The organism is Micromonospora sp. NPDC049004 (assembly GCF_040649315.1).
GTDB lineage: Bacteria > Actinomycetota > Actinomycetes > Mycobacteriales > Micromonosporaceae > Micromonospora.
In genome coordinates this window covers 963763-981163 of sequence record NZ_JBEZFG010000001.1, presented here as the reverse complement: position 1 = coordinate 981163, position 17401 = coordinate 963763, and the positions used below count along the sequence as shown (strand labels likewise).

Genomic DNA, 17401 nt, shown 5'->3' with positions numbered 1-17401 from the left:
CACCTTCACCACACGGCAACCCTCCCACGGGGACGTAAGGTGCAGGAGTGCGCCTGGCCACCTTCAACCTGCTGCACGGCCGATCCCTGACCGACGGACTCGTCAACCCCGACCGCCTCGCCGCCGCCGTACGCGCCCTCGACGCCGACGTCCTCGCCCTGCAGGAGGTCGACCGCGACCAACACCGCAGCGGCAACCTCGACCTCACCGCCATCGCCGCCCGGGCCCTCGACGCGCCACACCACCGCTTCGCCGCCGCCGTCGTCGGCACCCCCGGCGAACAGTTCCGCCCCCTGCGCCACGACGACGACGGCCACGGCGAACCCTGCTACGGCATCGGCCTCATCAGCCGCTACCCCGTACGCAGCTGGCACGTCACCCGACTCAAGCCCGCCCCCGTACGCTCACCGGTCTACGTCCCCGGCCCCGGCGGCGGCCTCATCCTGCTGCACGACGAACCCCGCGTCGTCCTCGCCGCCGTCCTCGACACCCCACACGGCCCCCTCACCGCCGCCGCGACCCACCTGTCCTTCGTGCCCGGCTGGAACGCCCGCCAACTCCGCCAGACCGTGCGCGCCCTGCGCGCGCTACCCGGCCCCCGCGTCCTGCTCGGCGACCTCAACCTGCCCGCCGGCCCCGCCCGGTTCATCTCCGGCTGGCGCCCCCTGGGCCGACGGCCCACCTACCCCGCCGGGCAGCCCCGCGTCCAACTCGACCACGTCCTGGCCGACCGGCACGCCCTCGGCCAGCTCCCACCCGTACGGGCCGTCACCGCACCACCGTCCACCATCTCCGACCACCGCCCCCTGCTGGTCGACCTCGGCTGACGACCGACCCCGACTCCACGCGGCCAGCGCCGAGCCGCAAGATTCCCTCAAGATCATTGCATCGACGAACCCCGACGATCATGCTGGGCGGGTCGCGCCACGATCACGTCGGAGGCCACATGAGACGCCCGCGAACCACCCTCGTCGCCGCAGCCACCCTCATCGCTCTCACCCTCACCACCGCACCCACCCCCGCCAACGCCCAGAGCGCCGCGCAACCCAACCAGGTCGCCGACCTCACCGTCCGCCAGGCCGACGGGTACGCCACCCTCGCCTGGACACCCGTCGACGGCGCCACCGACTACCAGATCGAACGCACCGCGGTCGACACCAACGGCACCCCCACCGGCGCACCGACAATCGTCGGCGTCTGGCGCCCCAACCGCCAGATCAACCAGCAGGCACCCACCTTCGCCGACGCCGGATTCAACCCCGGCGACAGCTTCCAGTGGCGCGTACGCGCCCGCACCGGCACCACCGAACAGCCCTACTCCGACCCCGTCACCGCCACCACCACCGCACCCTGGGGCAACCCCGACACCCCCGGCCAACAACTGCGCACCCAGTGGGAGACCACCCACGCCGCGCAGTACACCAGCGACACCGACGAGTACGCCTACACCGCCGCCATCGACGCCCTCAGCGACCGCGTACGCGTCGTCGAACTCGGCCGCACCGTCCAGAACCGACCCATCAACATGCTGGTCATCGGACACCCCACCCCGGCCACCACCCCCGAAGCCGTCGCCGCCACCGCACCCGTGGCCATCAACTGCAACGTGCACGGCAACGAACCCGGCGACCGCGAAGCCTGCCTCATCATGGCCCGGCAACTCGCCTTCAGCACCGACCCCCGCATCACCGACCTGCTCAGCCACACCACGGTCCTGATCGTCCCCACCATCAACGGAGACGGCCGCGCCAACAACACCCGCGGCAACTCCACCGGCCAGGACCTCAACCGCGACTACTCCCTGATCCGCCAACCCGAAACCGCCGCGTACATCAGGATGGTCCGCGACTACCGACCCGTCGCCGGCTACGACGGCCACGAGTTCGGCAACTCCCGCGCCGGCGACCTGCCCATGCTGCCGCCCCGGCACCAGAACGTCCCCCAACCCATCTTCGACCAGTCCCAGGACATGATCGAAGGCCACATGTACGCCAAGGGCGCCGAAGCCGGCTGGTGGCCCTGCCCCTACGGATGCGAAGGCGGCGGCAACGTCGGCCTCAGCGAAGAGACCATCCTGCGCAACACCCTCGGCCTCAAGAACGTCACCAACTCCCTGCTGGAACTGCGCAGCTCCGGCGGACAGACCCGACCCGACGAGGGCAACACCGCGAACAACCGGCGCCGCAAGACCTACTCCGCCCTCTGGACGTTCCAGCAGTTCCTCGACTACCACCGCGCCGACCGCGCCAGCATCCTCACCTCCCGCGCCGAGGCCATCACGATCCAGGCCGCCAACACCGGCCGCCTCGTCTTCCGCGGCTCCCGCCCCATCCCCGCCCACCCCGCACCCCACCCGGGTGACAGCCCGCCGCCCCTGGACGCGCCCCCGGCCAACCTGATCCTCGACAACGCCCCCTGCGCCTACCGGCTCACCGACGCCCAGTACAACGGCGCCCGCACCGACGGACCCGGCGGCGTCGGCACCACCGTCGCCCAGCGCATCGCCGCCCACGGCTGGAAGGTCATCACGACCACCGACGGCTACTACGTCCCCCTCAACCAGCCCGAACGCGGCCTCATCCCACTGCTGCTCGACCCGCTGGGCGTGGAGAAGCTCACCGACGGCGAACGCGTCTACCCGACCCTCACCGGCCGCCGCAACGGACCACTTGTCGTCACCGGCTTCACCTGCGCCGCCAACGCCACCGTCAACGGACCGGTCACCGTCCGCGCCGGCGCGGCACTCGTCACGACCGGCACCACCATCAGCGGCCCGATCACCGCCAACGGCGCCGCCGGCGTCCTGCTCGCCGACAGCACCGTCAACGGCCCCGTCCAGATCACCAACACCACCGACGCGGTCTCCATCATCGACGTCACCGCCGCCGGCCCGGTCAACCTGACCGGCAACACCACCGGCACCGACATCCCACTGCTGGCCGGCTCCACCATCCGCGGCCCTCTCACCTGCACCGGCAACAACCCCACGCCGACCAACCTCGGCGTCGCCAACACAGTGCACGGTCCCCGCACCACCCAGTGCGCGGCACTCTGAGCCCCACCTGACCGCACCGGCGGCGCGGGCCCCCCACCCCGCGCCGCCGGTGCACCCCGAACCCCTGGAGGCCGTCGTGTCGCACCCCGCCACCGCAGCACGAGACCCCCGACCGCGACGGCTCGCCCTCCTCGCGGCGACACTGCTGCTGGCCGCCTGCACCGGCACCGCGTCACACACCACCGCACCCCAGGTCACCGGACCCCTCTGCGCCGCCCTGCCCACCGGCACCGACCCCGGAAACCCGACCTTCCTCGCCGGCCAACCCGTCGACGAGGCGTTGCGCTGGATCCCCACCCTCACCACGTTCGAAGCGGCCCTGCGCGCCAGCGGCGTCCTCACCGACCTCCCCGCCGGCACCGCCGTCACCGTCCTCGCACCCACCGACGACGCCTTCGCCGCCACGTTCTCCGAGGACAACTGGGACGACCTCATGACCCACCACACCGACCAGCTCCGCACCCTGCTCAAGGCCCACCTCAGCACCGGCGCCCACCCGATCGACGAACTCGCCACCGCCGGCTCGACCACCACCCTCGACGGCGCCACCATCACCGTCACCCGTACCGGAACCACCACCCGCCTCGCCGACCGCGCCGACACCGTCTGCGCCGACTACCAGGCCACCAACGCCCGCATCCACATCATCAACGCGGTCCTCGGCCCCCTGCCCGTCACCGCCGACGGCACCGACCACCGCGCACACTGACCCCGCTCAGTCCCGCTCCACACCGACCAGAGCAGCCAACGCGCGATTGGTGCGGTTGGCCCGCACCGCGTCACGCTGCTGCCCGGCCGTCACCTCGATGTACGTCTGCGACGACGCCAACGACGCGTGCCCCAGCAACCGCATGATCTCCGCCGCGCTCGCCCCGTCCTCCGCCAACCGGGTGGCGAACGTGTGCCGCAACGCGTGCAGCCGCGCCCCCCGCGGCACCCGGTCACCGATGCCCGCCCGCCGATAACAGGACTCCACCAGATACTGCAGACCACCGCGGCGCAGCGGCTCACCGCGCCGGTCCACCAGCAACGCCGAATCCGGCCGCACCGACCGCGAACCGAAACGGCGCGCGCGACTGTCCAGGTAGTCCCGCAGCACCCGATCCAGGTCCGCCTCGATCGGCACCACGCGTGGCCGCCCGCCCTTGCCGACCACCTCGATCCGCCGTTCACCCGGCCGACCCGCCAACGAACCGACCCGCAGCGCCAGCAGCTCCGACAGGCGCAGCCCCGCGCACAGCGCCACCGCCAGCACCGCGACGTCCCGCTCCGGCCACGGGTCACGCTGCCGTCCGTCGTCGCGGGCGACCGACGCGAGCAGCACCTCGGGGGTGTCCGCGCCGCGCAGCGGTTTCGGCTGGGGGAGTAGCGCCCGGGGACGACCCACCGCAGGCATCGGATTACCCGCCACCAACCCGTCGGCGACCAGGAACGTGAAGAAGCTGTTCCAGGTGGACCAGGCCCGGTGCACCGAAGCGGGCGCCCGCGGCGCGGCGAACCGGGCGAACGCCGCCCGCATGACGCGAGGGGAGAGGTCGGTGATCGACAACGCGTCCAGGGGGAGGGGAGTGGTGTCACCCTCGGCGACCAGGGCGGCCACCGCGTACAGGTCTCGCCGGTAGGCCGCCAGGGTGTGGGGGGAGGGCTTGCGGGTCGCGCGGGCGGTCAGGAACTCCTCGATCAGCACCCCGAGCGATTCGTCCTTTTTGTCATGCATAAGGGATATTATGCAGCATTTTCGCGTTCCCGGGAAGCGGGGGGGAGAGGAGAGAGAACATGCCCGAACCACGACGGTATGTCCTGACCGGAGCACCCGGTGCCGGCAAGACGACCCTGCTGGAGGCGTTGCACCACAGGGGACACGTCACGGTCCGAGAGGCCGCCACCGACCAGCGGTCGGTGTTCCTGATCGGCCCGCTGGGCTTCATCCACCACACGGCCGCACGCCGGATCAGCTACGCCGATTCGCTGGCCTTCGTCCGCGTGCACGAGCAGGTGTACGAGGCGTACGGGCACCACCTGGTCCACGTGCCGGCCGGGCCGGTGTCGCAACGGGTCGCGCTGATCGAGAGGACCCTGGCCCGCCTCTGACCGCTGTCGAGGGGACCCCTCGAATCGGCTTACTTTACATAATGTGCATTATCGAAGGTGTCGCGTGGCACCCGGGAGCGGGCCGGGTGGGCTGGCGTGCCGTCGATCTACCTGGCTCTTCGCACGATGCCGTCAGGTGCCGGTGCGATCGGTGCTGCGCGGATCGCTGACCCGGCGGTCGACGTAGATGTCACCCGCTCGGGCCGTGTCCCGCCACGGTCGCGCCTTGTTCAGCGCGACGTCGAGCGCCGGGTCCGCGCGGTCCAGGTCGACGCAGATCACGTCGGGCCCGTTCGTACGGGTGCGCCGCAGCAGATACCCGTGCGGGCCGATCACTGCCGACGGCGTGGTCGCTGCGCACTGGGCGGGCACCGCGACGCTGACCCACAACCCGTTGAGGGCAGCATGTGCGCGGGCGATGACCTCGAAAACCGGATCGTCGGAGAACGTGGAGAAGAGCACGCAGTCCACGCCGAGTGCTCGTTGTTCCATCCACAGCTCGGGAAAGTTCACCTCGATGCAGATCAGGCACCCGAACCGGAAACCGTCCACGTCGAAGGTGCAGACGTGGTCACCGGGTGTGTAGAAGCCGGTGAGCTCTGCGTGTGACAGCAGCCGCTTGTCGTATCGATCGATCAGCTCGCCGCGGTCGTTGATCACCCACAGCGAGTTGTGTGGTCGATGAGCGCCGGTCAGCCGGTGGTTGCCGCCGACGACCACCCAGACGCCGAGTTGTGCGGCGAGGGTCATCGTGCGGTGCAACTGTTCGGTGACCGGCGCCCAATCGATGCGCCATCCTGAGTAGTACGGCTTGGCAGCGCCGGCGTAGCCGGACAGGGCGCCCTCGCTGAGGTGAACCAGGCGGGCCCCCTGGTCAGCGGCCTGCCGCATCGCGGTGCGTATCGCCGTGCCGTTGGCACCCGGATCGATGGTGACCGCTGTTTGAGCGACGGCGATCCGAATCCGTCCAGTGGCGCCCATCGCGGCACCGTAACGGACGGAAGGCGTCGCCTCTCCCCCGGCTCGGATCGGCCATGATCGCCTTTCCGGGGGTGCCGTGCGCGGGCGGTCACTCGAAGTGGTCGGCCAGCTTTCGCAGTTTGCTGACGTACGCCGGCCAGTCGTGCCCGTCGGGGGCGGCGGTGCCGTCGCGGTGCCAGCCGATCGCGCCGTCGTGCTGCTCGCGCATGATGTCCATCTGACCGGCGTGCCGGGCGAGGTCACCGCTCACGTGCAGGATGATCCGGTACAGGGTCACGTCCTGGTGGCCCGGCTGCCACCAGGGCACCAGCCCGGGCGCGTCGATCGGCAGCTGGTCGATCGTCTCGTCGGCGAACAGCGCGACGCGGCGGTACAGGTCGATCAGGCCGTCCTTGGTCTCGTCCTCGCGTGCGTACCAGTCGGCCTGCGGGTCGTCGTCGAACGCCTCCAGGGGAACCAGTTCCTCGGGCGTCGGGAACTGCCGGTCGAAGGCGAGCCCGAAGTAGCCGGCTTCGACGTTGAGGCAGTGTTTGACGACGCCGAGCAGGTTGTTGCCGGTCACGGTGCGGGGTGTCCTGGCCTCGCGCTCGCTCAGACCGTCGAGTTTCCAGACGAGGTCGGTGCGCGTCCGCCGCAGGGAGTGGTGCAGCGCGGCCTTGATGTCGCTCAGGTCAGCCATGCCGGCCATTGTCGCGCAGGCGTTACGTGGTCGTGTGCCCTGGCAGGGGCGCGGTCAGCGTCCGGTGTAGCCAGTCCTGGGTGAGCGCGCGCAGCAGTGCCGGTTGTTCGTAGGGCAGGTAGTGCCCGGCGGCGTCGATGGTGGTGTAGGTGCCGCGGGGGTAGCGGCGCATGGCGTGGAACTGGTCGGTGTAGCCGACGATGCCGTCCTGTCGGCCGGTGAGGACGCTGACGGGGCCGTCGTACGGGGTGTCGGCGGTCTCGTCGGGAAGCGCGTACCCCGGGCCGGTGCGCAGTGTCTGCAGGAAGGTGTCGTCGCCGGGGCCGCCGGAGTGCAGGGCGGCGAGCACTGTGGCGACGACGGTCGGGGTGCGGTGGCCGAGCGCGGTGTCGAGGTGGGTGCGCAGGTCGGTGGGGGCGTCGTCGAGCCAGCCGGCGGGCCCTGGGGGTGGGCGGTGGTCGGGCAGGGTGCGGCTGGCCGGTGCGATGGTGACGCCGGGGCACACCAGGAGCAGGCCGCGGACCAGGTCGGGGCGTTGGCGGGCGATGCCGGCGGCGAGGTAGGCGCCGTAGGAGGCGCCGGCCAGGAGGACCGGTGCGTCGGTGTGGTGGTCGAGCCATGCGCAGACGGTGTCGAGTACGGCCTGGGAGGTGGGTGGGCAGGTGGCGGGGGTGTCGCCGTGGCCGGGCAGGTCCAGATACGTCTCGCGCAGGTCGACGCCGGCGAGGGCGGGGCTGAAGGCGGCGGCGGTGGCGGTGCGGGTCATGCCGAACATCGGCAGGCACACCACCTCGGGGCCGGCTGCGGCGGATCGGTCGACTGCCAGGTTCATTCTGGGATCCTCCCCTGTTGCGCGGACCTTTGCTGCGCGTCTTCGGTCGTGGCAGATCTGCGGGAGAGGGTGGAGCGTCAGGGTTGGCGGGCCATAGGATGATCGAGATTTGTCGATCAGGGTGTGCGCCGTCGCTGTCGCCGACCTCACGTGCGTCGTTGCCGGGGAATTCCTCCAGTGGGGCGCGCGGTTGTCCGTTCGGAAGATCAGGTTTCCACATGATCGGATGGAAGTGCCATGCACGTGCGCTCAGACGCGGTAGTGCTGTTCGGCGTGACAGGTGATCTCGTCTCGAAGAAGCTCTTTCCGGCGCTGTACGAGTTGACCCGGCGTGGTCGGCTCGATGTGCCGGTGATCGGGGTGGCCCGCTCCCCCTGGGATGATCAGCAGTTGGTCGCGACGGCTCGCAAGTCGGTGGCCGAGGCGAGTGACGAGGTGGACGACGAGGCGTTCGACGCCCTGGCGGGCAACCTGTCGATGATTTCCGGGGACTACGCGGACCCGGTGACGTACGAGCGGTTGGCGGAGCGTCTGCGCGACGCCGAGCGTCCGGTCTTCTATCTGGCGATTCCGCCGATGGTGTTCGGTTCGGTGGTGCAGGGGCTGGCGGCGGTGGGGCTGGCCGATCGTGGTCGGGTGATCGTGGAGAAGCCGTTCGGGCGTGACCTGGCGTCGTCCGCGGAGTTGGATCGGACGTTGCAGGGGGCCTTCGATCCGACGCGGGTGTTCCGGATCGACCACTACCTGGGCAAGGAGGCGGTGGAGAGCCTGTACGCGTTCCGGTTCGCCAATCGGCTGTTCGAGCCGTTGTGGAACAGCGAGCACATCGACAACGTGCAGGTCACGCTGGCCGAGGGGTTTGGCACGCAGGGTCGTGCCGGGTTCTACGACACGGTGGGCGCGATTCGTGACGTGTTGCAGAACCACATTCTTCAGGTGGTCGCGTTGATCGCGATGGACGCGCCGGCGGGTGACGACACGGACGCGTTTCGGGAGGCGGAGGCGGCGGTTCTGCGCCAGATCGAGCCGTTGTCGCCGGAGTTCACGGTGCGGGGGCAGTACGCGGGTTACCGCGACGAGCCGGGTGTGGCGCCGGATTCGAACACGGAGACGTTCGTGGCGACCCGGTTGACTGTCGATTCTCCCCGTTGGGCTGGGGTGCCGTTCTATCTGCGGACGGGTAAGTCGCTGGCGGGGACGGCGACGGAGGTGGTGGTGGAGTTCAAGCAGCCGCAGCGTCCGTTGATTCCGGCCGCGGGTGGGGTGGCGGCGCCGGCGAATCTGCTGCGGTTCCGGCTGGGTCGTGGGGACGGCATCACGATGTCGATTCAGGCGAAGAGCCCGGGTGCGGAGGTGGCGAGCCGTCCGGTTGACCTGTCGGTGGACTTCGGGGCGGTGCTGGGTCGCCGTCAGGAGGCGTACGAGCGTTTGCTCGACGATGCGATGGACGGGCAGCATCTGCGGTTCGCGCGGGCGGAGACGATTCGGCAGGAGTGGCGCATCGTCGAGCCGATCCTGGATCTGGCGACGCCGGTGCGGCCGTACGACAGGGGTGGTTGGGGTCCGGCGGAGGCCGACGCGTTGGTCGGCGGTTGGCACGTGCCCGACCTGGGGTAGCGGGCGGGGTGGGCTGAGTGACCGCTCAGCTCACGGATGGGACCGTCCGGCGACGGTGAGGTTTGCCGCGTGCGTGCGATGTGGGCATGTGGGGGTGTCTCACGTCCTCGTCGGAGAGGAAGCAGCGCATGCTTTCCGCACTCGATCGTCGGCACACCGTCGCGCCGCCCGGCTACAGCCGGTGGCTCATTCCCCCGGCGGCGTTGGCCATCCATCTCTGCATCGGCCAGGTCTACGCCACAAGCGTCTACAAGAACTCGTTGATCGCCCACTTCGACACCGGTCAGACCGCGATCGGGGTGATCTTCAGCATCGCGATCGTGATGCTGGGGTTGTCCGCTGCGGTGGCGGGGACGTGGGTGGAGGCGAACGGGCCGCGTAAGGCCATGTTCGTCTCGGCCTGTTTCTGGGCGACGGGCTTTCTGGTCGGGTCGCTGGGCATCGCCACGAAGCAGCTGTGGCTGCTGTATGTGGGTTACGGCCTGCTCGGCGGCATCGGTCTGGGCATCGGGTACATCTCCCCCGTCTCGACGCTGATCAAGTGGTTCCCGGACCGGCCGGGCCTGGCCACCGGTCTGGCGATCATGGGGTTCGGTGGTGGCGCGATGGTGGCCTCTCCCCTGTCGCGTCAGCTCCTGTCGTTCTACGACAGCGGTTACGACCCGTCCAACGCGGGCTCGACGGCCTCGGGCAGCGCGTTGGTGTGGTTGTTCGTGACGCTCGGCCTGGGCTACTTCGTGATCATGATGTTCGGGGTGGCGAACGTTCGGGTGCCGGCCGACGGGTGGCGTCCGGCCGGGTTCGATCCGGCGGCGGTGGCGGCGAAGCCGCTGGTGACCACGGCGAACGTGTCGGCGGCGAACGCGGTGAAGACCCGTTCGTTCTGGCTGCTGTGGGTGGTGCTGTTCTGCAACGTCACTGCCGGCATCGGCATCCTGGAGCAGGCCAGCCCGATGATCCAGGACTTCTTCCGGGACAACGGCACGTCGGCGGTGTCGGTGGCGGCGGCCGGCGGGTTCGTGGGTCTGCTGTCGCTGTTCAACATGGCGGGCCGCTTCGTGTGGTCGTCGACGTCGGACGTCATCGGCCGCAAGCCGATCTACCTGGTGTACCTGGGTGTGGGCATGGTGCTGTACACGCTGCTGGCCGTGTTCGGGCAGACCGCGACGGCGCTGTTCGTGCTGTTCGCCTGCGTGATCCTGTCGTTCTACGGCGGCGGGTTCGCCACCGCGCCGGCGTACCTGCGGGATCTGTTCGGGACGTACCAGGTGGGTGCGATCCACGGGCGGCTGCTGACCGCCTGGTCGGCGGCGGGGATCGCGGGGCCGCTGATCGTGAACGGGTTCCTCGACGCGCAGGGCAAGCCGGGCACGTTGACGGCGGCGGCGTACCGGCCGGCGCTGTTCACGATGGTGGGTGTCCTCGCGGTGGGCTTCGTGGCGAACCTGCTGGTGCGGCCGGTGCCGCAGCGCTATCACGAACCGGCGGCGGAGCAGGACGTGGACGAGGACGGGGCGGTCGAGAGGAGTGGTACGCGATGAGTGACGACGGTCGGCACGGGCAGCAGGCCCGGTTGTGGATTTCCTGGCTGGTGGTGGCGGTGCTGCTCGGCTACGGGGTCGTGCAGACGGTGATCACGGCGGCGAAGCTGTTCACGCACTGAGCGCTGTGAGCCGGGGCGCGCGCCGCGTCCCGGCTCACAGGCCGCCGGAGACGCGCAGGACCGTGCCGGTGGCGTAGGAGGCGTCCGGGCCGAGCAGCCAGGCGATGGCTGCGGCGATCTCGTCGGGTTCGCCGGCACGGCCCAACGGGATGCGGCCGGCGGCGCTGTCGGCGCGGTCGGGTACGCCGGAGGTGGCGTGGATGTCGGTGCGCACGAGGCCGGGGGCGACGGCGTTGACGCGGATGCCGCGCGGGGCGAGTTCCTTGGCCAGGCCCACGGTGAGGGTGTCGGTGGCGGCCTTGACGGCGGCGTAGTGCACGTACTCCCCCGGGCTGCCGAGGGTCGCGGCGGCGGAGGACACGTTGACGATGGCGCCGCCGTCGGTGAGGCGGCGGGCGGCCTGCTGGGCGCAGAGGACGTACCCGATGAGGTTGACGTCGACGACGTGGCGCAGGTCGTCGACGCGCAACTCGGTGAACGGGCCGATGAGGCTGGTGACGCCGGCGTTGTTGACCAGGCCGGTGAGCGGGCCGAGCTGCGCGGCGGCGTCGAACAGGGCGGCGACCTGGTCGGGGTCGGTGGTGTCGGCGCGTACGGCGATGGCCTGCGCGCCGGCGGCGTGCAGGTCGGCCAGGACGGTCGCGGCTGCGGTGTCGTCGCGGCGGTAGCACAGGGCGAGGTGGTGGCCGGCGGTGGCGAGGCGGCGGGCGGTGGCCGCGCCGATGCCGCGACCGCCGCCGGTGATGACGGTGACGGGTGCCACGATGCCTCCGGGACTGTCGGGTGGGGTGAGCCGACGCTACCGTGACCGGCGCGGGTCAGTCGTCGTAAGGAGGGTCACATGCGGCGGGCGTTGGTGCTCGGTGGTGGCGGGGTGACCGGGGTGGCGTGGGAGTTGGGCCTGCTGGCCGGGTTGGCCGAGCGGGGCGTGGCGGTCACCGAGGCGGATCTGGTGGTGGGCACGTCGGCGGGTTCGGTGGTCGGCGCGCAGGTGCGTTCCGGGGTGCCGCTGCGCCGGTTGTACGAGGAGCAGTTGGCCCCGCCCACGGGCGAGGTGGCGGCGCGGTTGGGGTTCTGGGCGGTGGCGCGGCTGGTGTGGGCCGGTGGTCGTACGCGGGACGCGGCGCGGTCGAGGGCGCGGATCGGGGCGATGGCGGTGGCGGCGCGTACCCCGTCGGAGGCGTCGCGGCGGGCGGTGATCGAGGCCCGCCTGCCGGCGCGGGAGTGGCCGGCGCGGCGGCTGCTGGTGACGGCTGTCGACGCGGCGTCGGGTGAGTTCGTGGTGTTCGACGGCGCCGACGGGGTGTCGTTGGTGGACGCGGTGGGTGCGAGCTGCGCGGTGCCCGGGGTGTGGCCGCCGGTGACGATCGGGGCGCGTCGTTTCGTCGACGGTGGGATGCGCTCGTCGGTGAACGCGGACCTGGCGGCGGGCGCGCGGCGGGTGCTGGTCCTCGCGCCGACGTCGGCGGCGTTCGGGCCGATGCCACGGTTGGCGGCGCAGGTGGCCGAGCTGCGCTCGGGCGGGTCGCAGGTGGTGGTGGTGACGCCGGACGCGGCGGCGCGCGCGGCGATCGGGCGCAACGTGCTGGATCCGGCGCGGCGGGCCGGCGCGGCGCGGGCGGGGTGGGCGCAGGCCGCGACGGTGGCCGACGAGGTGCTGGCGCTCTGGGTCTGATCGCTTACGCTCACCGCGCGTTCGATCGGACAACGGAGGTGCGCGGTGGCGGGTGTGGGTGTCGGCGATGTGGTGCAGGATTTCGAGCTACCGGATGAGACGGGCACGCCGCGGCGGCTGTCGGAGTTCCTGGCGACCGGGCCGGTGGTGCTGTTCTTCTATCCGGCGGCGATGACCCGGGGGTGCACGGCGGAGAGCTGTCACTTCCGGGACCTGGGCGCGGAGTTCACGGCGTTGGGCGCGTCGCGGGTGGGCATCAGTCGGGATCCGGTGGCGAAGCAGGCGGAGTTCTCGACGCTGCACGGTTTCGACTATCCGTTGCTGTCGGACGTCGACGGGACGGTGGCGCAGGCGTTCGGGGTGAAGCGGCGGGTGCCGCTGGGGCCGCTGAGCACGAAGCGGATGACGTTCGTCATCGGCGCCGACCGGCGGGTCATCGAGGTGATCCACAGTGAGGTCAGCATGAACGACCACGCGGACCGGGCGCTGCGGGCGTTGGGCGGCTGAACCCCCTTGCGGCGGCTGTCGCAGCCGACTGGTATCAAGACAGCAATCAAACAGGTGTACGGAAGAGGGTTGTGATGGATGCCGGCCAGGGTTTGTCCACTGACGAGGTGCAGAGCATCCGGGAGGCGTTGGCAGCCGGTCGTAAGCCGCGGGTGGTGTTCACCGCGGCGGCGGGGCAGATCGCCGGTCAGGTCGGCCAGGTGGTCGAGCTGACCGATCCCGAGGTGTCCGACGAGTTCGTGGTGGTGCGGTTCGGTCGTGACGAGTTGCCGTTCTCCCCTGCCGATCTGGCGGTGGCGCCCAAGGGCGCGGGTCGTCGGGTGGCGGAGCCGAAACCGGAGCCCGAGCCGGAGCCGGCGGCGGTGGCCGCGCCGGAGTTCGTGTTGGACACGCCGCGGGTGCCCGCGCCGCGACAGGAGGAGCCGAAGGTGGAGCAGACGGAGAAGCCCACGCCGGCCCGGCGGGCGGTCAAGGCCGCCAAGCCCAAGAGCCCCGCGGGCCTGACGGTGACCCTGGCGTACGCCGACGGCGAGTGGACGGTTGCCGCGCAGCAGGGCAGCAAGGCTCTCGCGAAGCCGTACGTGGTGAAGCCGGCCGAGGCGTTGAAGATGGTGGCGCTGGTGGACGTGCCGGGTGTGCAGGAGGCGGTGGAGCAGATCCTGGGCGCCGAGCGGGCCGAGGCCGAGCAGCAGGCGGAGAAGCTGCGCGCGGAGCTGGCCGAGATCGAGGCCCGGTTGGCGGAGCTGCGCGAGGCGAGCTGAGGCTGTCCGCCGGGGCCAGGGTGGCAGTTGCGGTGTAGGTCACCATGGACCTGGCGGATACCCCTGGGGGTATAGTGGTTACGTGATGCCGGGTACCCCCGGGGGTATGCTGACGGTGGAGGTGGCCTGATGGAGATGAGCCCGGTCCTGCTCAAGGACGCGTTGACCCGGTTGAAGCGGGCGCAGGGACAGCTTGGCGCGGTGATCTCGATGATCGAGAACGGTGAGGACTGCAAGCGGGTACTCACCCAGTTGTCCGCGGTGTCCAGTGCCGTCGACCGGGCCGGCTTCAAGATCATCGCCACGGGGATGCGGGAGTGCCAGAGCGCCCGTGAGCGTGGCGAGGAGCCGCCCATGAGCGAGGAAGAGCTCGAGAAGCTGTTCCTGTCGCTGTCCTGATCCCGACCCCTCGCCTCCCCTGTCGCACGACACGGGGGGCGGGGGCTGGCTTCCCGTCATGGCCGAATCATGCCTTTCGCATACCCCCCGGGGTATTTACGTAACGGAGCTTTCCAGTGACTTCTAGTGAGATTTCCGTCGGCCGACTGACGTCAAGCGGCGTCGCCGGCGTGCCGCTCGATCGCCGGGCCGGCCACCCGGTCGAGACCAGTCACTGATCCGCACCTACAAGCGAGGAGATGATGATGACTGAGGTGAGCGTGGAGGTCGTACAGACCTCGTCCCTGGGAGACCGCAGCTACCTGGCCCACGACGGACAGGTCGCGATCGTGGTCGACCCGCAGCGCGACATCGACCGGATCCTGGCTCTCGCGGGCCGGCTCGGTGTGCGGATCACGCACGTCGCCGAAACCCACCTGCACAACGACTACGTCTCCGGCGGCCTGGCCCTGGCGAAGCTGACCGGCGCGCAGTACCTGGTCGCCGCCGACGACGAGGTCGGCTTCAACCGGCGGCCGGTGGCAGACGGCGACGAGATCGGCGTCTCGGCGGCCATGCGGCTGCGGGTGGTGGCCACCCCCGGGCACACCTTCCACCACCTGTCCTACGTGCTCGACGACATCGACGAGCCGGTCGGGGTGTTCACCGGCGGATCGCTGCTGTTCGGCACCACCGGGCGCACCGACCTGCTCGGCAAGCAGCACGCCCACACCCTCGCCGAGCACCAGCACGCCTCCGCCCGCCGGCTGGCGGACCTGCTGCCCGACGGCGCGCAGGTGTGGCCCACCCACGGATTCGGCAGTTTCTGCTCCGCTACCCAGGCCGACGCACCGGAGTCCACGATCGGCCGGGAACGCACCGCCAACCCGGCCCTGCGCCTGGAGACCGACGACTTCGTCCGCGAGACCCTGGCCGGACTCGACGCCTACCCGGCGTACTACGCGCACATGGGCGCCCGCAACACCGCCGGCGCCGACCTGATCGACCTCACCCCGATCGCCGCCGCCGACCCGGCCGAACTCGCGGCCCGGATCGAGGCCGGCGAGTGGGTGGTCGACCTGCGCTCCCGCAAGGCGTTCGCGCACCGGCACCTCACCGGCACCCTGAGCTTCGGCCTGGACGGACCGATGTCCACCTGGCTCGGCTGGATGGCACCGTGGGGCACGCCGATCACCCTGCTCGGCGACAGCGAACAGCAGGTCGCCGACGCCCAACGCGAACTGGCCCGCATCGGCATCGACCGGCCCGCCGCCGCGGCCACCGGCGGCTACGAGCAGTGGGCCGGCGGCGACGAAACCCGCCTCGCCCACCTCACCACCGCCACCTTCGCCGACCTCGCCGCGGCCCGCGCCAGCACCCCGTCGCACGGGCTGCCCGAGGTCGGCGTGCTGCTCGACGTGCGGATGAGCAACGAGTGGCGCACCAACCACATCGACGGCGCCGTGCACATCCCGCTGCCCGACCTGCCCGCCCGGCTCGCCGACGTGCCCCCGGGCACCGTCTGGGTGCACTGCGGCTCCGGCTACCGCGCCGCAGCCGCCACCAGCCTGCTGCAACGCGCAGGCCGCCACGTCGTGCACATCGACGACGCCTACACCGACGCCGCCGGCGCCGGCCTGCCCATCGTCTCCGGCAACTGACACCGAACAGGAGCACGCCACCCCATGCCCACCCCGCCGACCGGCACCCCAGCCGCCCTCGACGTCTCCGCCCTGCGACACCTGCTCGCCACCGGCCACGCGCCACGGCTGATCGACGTGCGCACCCCGGCCGAGTTCGAGACCGCGCACATCCCCGGCTCCTACAACGTGCCCCTCGATCTGCTGCGCGAGCACCGCGCCGAACTGCGCGACCACCTCGACGAGGAGGTCGTGCTGGTGTGCCGCTCCGGGCAGCGCGCCGGCCAGGCCGAACAAGCGCTGGCCGGGGCGGGTCTGCCGAACCTGCGAGTGCTCACCGGCGGCATCACCGCCTGGCAGGGCGCCCACGCACCAGTCACCACCGGCACCCCGCGCTGGGACCTGGAACGCCAGGTCCGCCTCGTCGCCGGCAGCATCGTGCTGCTCGCCGTGCTCGCCAGCACACTGTTCGCCCCGCTGAAGTGGGTGGCCGCGTTCATCGGTGCCGGGCTGACGGTCGCCGCGCTGACCAACACCTGCGCCATGGGCATGATGCTGGCCAAACTGCCGTACAACCGGGGCCCGCGCACCGACCTCGACCAGGTCGTCACCGCGTTGACCGGCGATCGGCGGTAGCCGTCGTGCCAGGTCACCCCACTCGGCTCCGACCGTCGGGTGCGGGCCGGCCGATCCGGAGCCGGCGGTGATCGCCGCGATCGGGTTCGGCACGCTCATCGGGATCCTGCTCGGCCTGCTCGGCGGCGGCGGCTCGATCCTCGCCGTACCCGCCCTGGTCTACGGCACCGGCCTGCCCCTCGCCGTGGCTGTACCCACCTCCCTGCTGGTGGTCGGCGTCTCCGCGGCCGCCGCCCTGCTCGTGCGGCTGCGGGCCGGCCTCGTCCGGTGGCGCATCGCCGGCATCGTCGGCGGCGCCGGCGCCGCCGCCGCGTTCGGCGGCGCCGCGATCAACCGGCTGCTCGAACCCCGCCTCGTCCTGATCGGCTTCGCCGCCCTGATGGTGCTCGCCGGATGGCGGATGCTGGCCGGCACCGGCGACGCCGGCGGCGACTGCGCCCTGCCCGGCGGCGGCATCAACTGGCGCGGCTGCCTTCCGAAGTCCGTCGCCGCCGGCCTCGGGGTCGGCTTCCTCACCGGCCTGTTCGGGGTCGGCGGCGGCTTCCTCATCATCCCCGCCCTGGTGCTGCTGCTCGGCCTGAGCCTGCCCGCCGCGACCGCCACCTCACTGGTCATCATCGTGGTCAACTCCGCCGCCGGGTTCGCAGCCCACGCCGGCGACGCCACCATCGGCTACCGCATCGCCGCGGCGTTCACCCTCGCCGCCATCACCGGCTCCCTCGCCGCCGGGCGCATCGCGCCCCGGCTGCCCACCCGGTGGCTGCACCACGCCTTCGCCTGGCTCGTCTTCGCCATCGCCGCCTTCGTCGCCATCCAGGCAGTCATCAACCCCGTCACCGCCTGACCGGCCGCAGCACAGCTACCCGGATCACGACCCCCTGGCAGC

The 17401-nt window shown here is 71.2% G+C and carries 19 protein-coding genes; 14 read left to right on the top strand and 5 right to left on the bottom strand.

What is annotated here, in order from left to right; translation table 11 throughout:
- Positions 1–47: 47 nt before the first annotated feature.
- From AB0B97_RS04430 to AB0B97_RS04420, 3 genes are all read left to right on the top strand, one after another.
- Positions 48–827 (top strand): endonuclease/exonuclease/phosphatase family protein, encoded by a 780-nt coding sequence (locus AB0B97_RS04430; protein WP_357490531.1) that lies wholly within the window; start codon positions 48–50, stop codon positions 825–827.
- Positions 828–946: 119 nt separating this feature from the next.
- On the top strand, positions 947–3055 hold the full coding sequence (locus tag AB0B97_RS04425) for a M14 family zinc carboxypeptidase (protein WP_357490530.1): 2109 nt from the start codon (positions 947–949) through the stop codon (positions 3053–3055).
- 76 nt (positions 3056–3131) lie between these two features.
- Positions 3132–3764, top strand: coding sequence for a fasciclin domain-containing protein (locus AB0B97_RS04420; RefSeq protein ID WP_357490529.1), 633 nt, complete (start codon positions 3132–3134; stop codon positions 3762–3764).
- Between the two features lie 6 nt (positions 3765–3770).
- On the opposite strand, the gene AB0B97_RS04415 is transcribed toward AB0B97_RS04420, so the two are convergent.
- Positions 3771–4772: a tyrosine-type recombinase/integrase gene (locus AB0B97_RS04415; RefSeq protein ID WP_357490527.1), complete on the bottom strand. Its 1002-nt coding sequence runs from the start codon at positions 4770–4772 to the stop codon at positions 3771–3773.
- 59 nt (positions 4773–4831) lie between these two features.
- On the opposite strand from AB0B97_RS04415, the gene AB0B97_RS04410 reads away from it, so the two are divergent.
- A complete protein-coding gene (locus AB0B97_RS04410) occupies positions 4832–5146 on the top strand; it encodes an AAA family ATPase (RefSeq protein ID WP_357490526.1) in 315 nt (104 codons plus the stop codon).
- Between the two features lie 132 nt (positions 5147–5278).
- On the opposite strand, the gene AB0B97_RS04405 is transcribed toward AB0B97_RS04410, so the two are convergent.
- The 3 genes from AB0B97_RS04405 to AB0B97_RS04395 all read right to left on the bottom strand — a co-directional run bounded on the left by AB0B97_RS04405 (position 5279) and on the right by AB0B97_RS04395 (position 7638).
- Positions 5279–6127 (bottom strand): carbon-nitrogen hydrolase family protein, encoded by an 849-nt coding sequence (locus tag AB0B97_RS04405; RefSeq protein WP_357490524.1) that lies wholly within the window; start codon positions 6125–6127, stop codon positions 5279–5281.
- Between the two features lie 88 nt (positions 6128–6215).
- Complete coding sequence (locus AB0B97_RS04400) at positions 6216–6806, bottom strand: DinB family protein (protein ID WP_357490523.1); 591 nt, start codon at positions 6804–6806, stop codon at positions 6216–6218.
- A gap of 22 nt (positions 6807–6828) precedes the next feature.
- The gene (locus tag AB0B97_RS04395) at positions 6829–7638 is read right to left on the bottom strand and encodes an alpha/beta hydrolase (RefSeq protein WP_357490522.1); all 810 of its coding nucleotides are present in this window, start codon (positions 7636–7638) and stop codon (positions 6829–6831) included.
- A gap of 237 nt (positions 7639–7875) precedes the next feature.
- Here AB0B97_RS04395 and zwf point away from each other — a divergent pair, with 237 nt between their 5' ends.
- From zwf to AB0B97_RS04380, 3 genes are all read left to right on the top strand, one after another.
- A complete protein-coding gene (zwf, locus tag AB0B97_RS04390) occupies positions 7876–9255 on the top strand; it encodes a glucose-6-phosphate dehydrogenase (protein WP_357490520.1) in 1380 nt (459 codons plus the stop codon).
- 128 nt (positions 9256–9383) lie between these two features.
- Positions 9384–10796: an OFA family MFS transporter gene (locus AB0B97_RS04385; protein ID WP_357490519.1), complete on the top strand. Its 1413-nt coding sequence runs from the start codon at positions 9384–9386 to the stop codon at positions 10794–10796.
- The gene (locus AB0B97_RS04380; RefSeq protein WP_255473694.1) at positions 10793–10918 is read left to right on the top strand and encodes a hypothetical protein; all 126 of its coding nucleotides are present in this window, start codon (positions 10793–10795) and stop codon (positions 10916–10918) included. The genes AB0B97_RS04385 and AB0B97_RS04380 overlap by 4 nt, the downstream gene beginning before the upstream one ends.
- 34 nt (positions 10919–10952) lie before the next feature.
- Here the strand turns inward: AB0B97_RS04380 and AB0B97_RS04375 are convergent, their stop codons facing one another.
- Positions 10953–11681: an SDR family oxidoreductase gene (locus AB0B97_RS04375; RefSeq protein WP_357490517.1), complete on the bottom strand. Its 729-nt coding sequence runs from the start codon at positions 11679–11681 to the stop codon at positions 10953–10955.
- Positions 11682–11759: 78 nt separating this feature from the next.
- Here AB0B97_RS04375 and AB0B97_RS04370 point away from each other — a divergent pair, with 78 nt between their 5' ends.
- The 7 genes from AB0B97_RS04370 to AB0B97_RS04340 all read left to right on the top strand — a co-directional run bounded on the left by AB0B97_RS04370 (position 11760) and on the right by AB0B97_RS04340 (position 17359).
- Positions 11760–12593 (top strand): patatin-like phospholipase family protein, encoded by an 834-nt coding sequence (locus tag AB0B97_RS04370; RefSeq protein WP_357490515.1) that lies wholly within the window; start codon positions 11760–11762, stop codon positions 12591–12593.
- A gap of 45 nt (positions 12594–12638) precedes the next feature.
- A complete protein-coding gene (locus AB0B97_RS04365) occupies positions 12639–13100 on the top strand; it encodes a peroxiredoxin (protein WP_357490514.1) in 462 nt (153 codons plus the stop codon).
- 74 nt (positions 13101–13174) lie between these two features.
- A complete protein-coding gene (locus AB0B97_RS04360; protein ID WP_357490512.1) occupies positions 13175–13861 on the top strand; it encodes a hypothetical protein in 687 nt (228 codons plus the stop codon).
- Positions 13862–13990: 129 nt separating this feature from the next.
- Positions 13991–14260, top strand: a complete 270-nt coding sequence (locus tag AB0B97_RS04355) for a metal-sensitive transcriptional regulator (RefSeq protein WP_234586242.1) — start codon at positions 13991–13993, stop codon at positions 14258–14260.
- A gap of 245 nt (positions 14261–14505) precedes the next feature.
- Positions 14506–15900, top strand: coding sequence for an MBL fold metallo-hydrolase (locus AB0B97_RS04350; RefSeq protein WP_357490510.1), 1395 nt, complete (start codon positions 14506–14508; stop codon positions 15898–15900).
- Between the two features lie 24 nt (positions 15901–15924).
- The gene (locus tag AB0B97_RS04345) at positions 15925–16515 is read left to right on the top strand and encodes a rhodanese-like domain-containing protein (RefSeq protein ID WP_357490509.1); all 591 of its coding nucleotides are present in this window, start codon (positions 15925–15927) and stop codon (positions 16513–16515) included.
- 67 nt (positions 16516–16582) lie between these two features.
- Complete coding sequence (locus AB0B97_RS04340; protein WP_357490507.1) at positions 16583–17359, top strand: sulfite exporter TauE/SafE family protein; 777 nt, start codon at positions 16583–16585, stop codon at positions 17357–17359.
- Positions 17360–17401 lie beyond the last annotated feature (42 nt).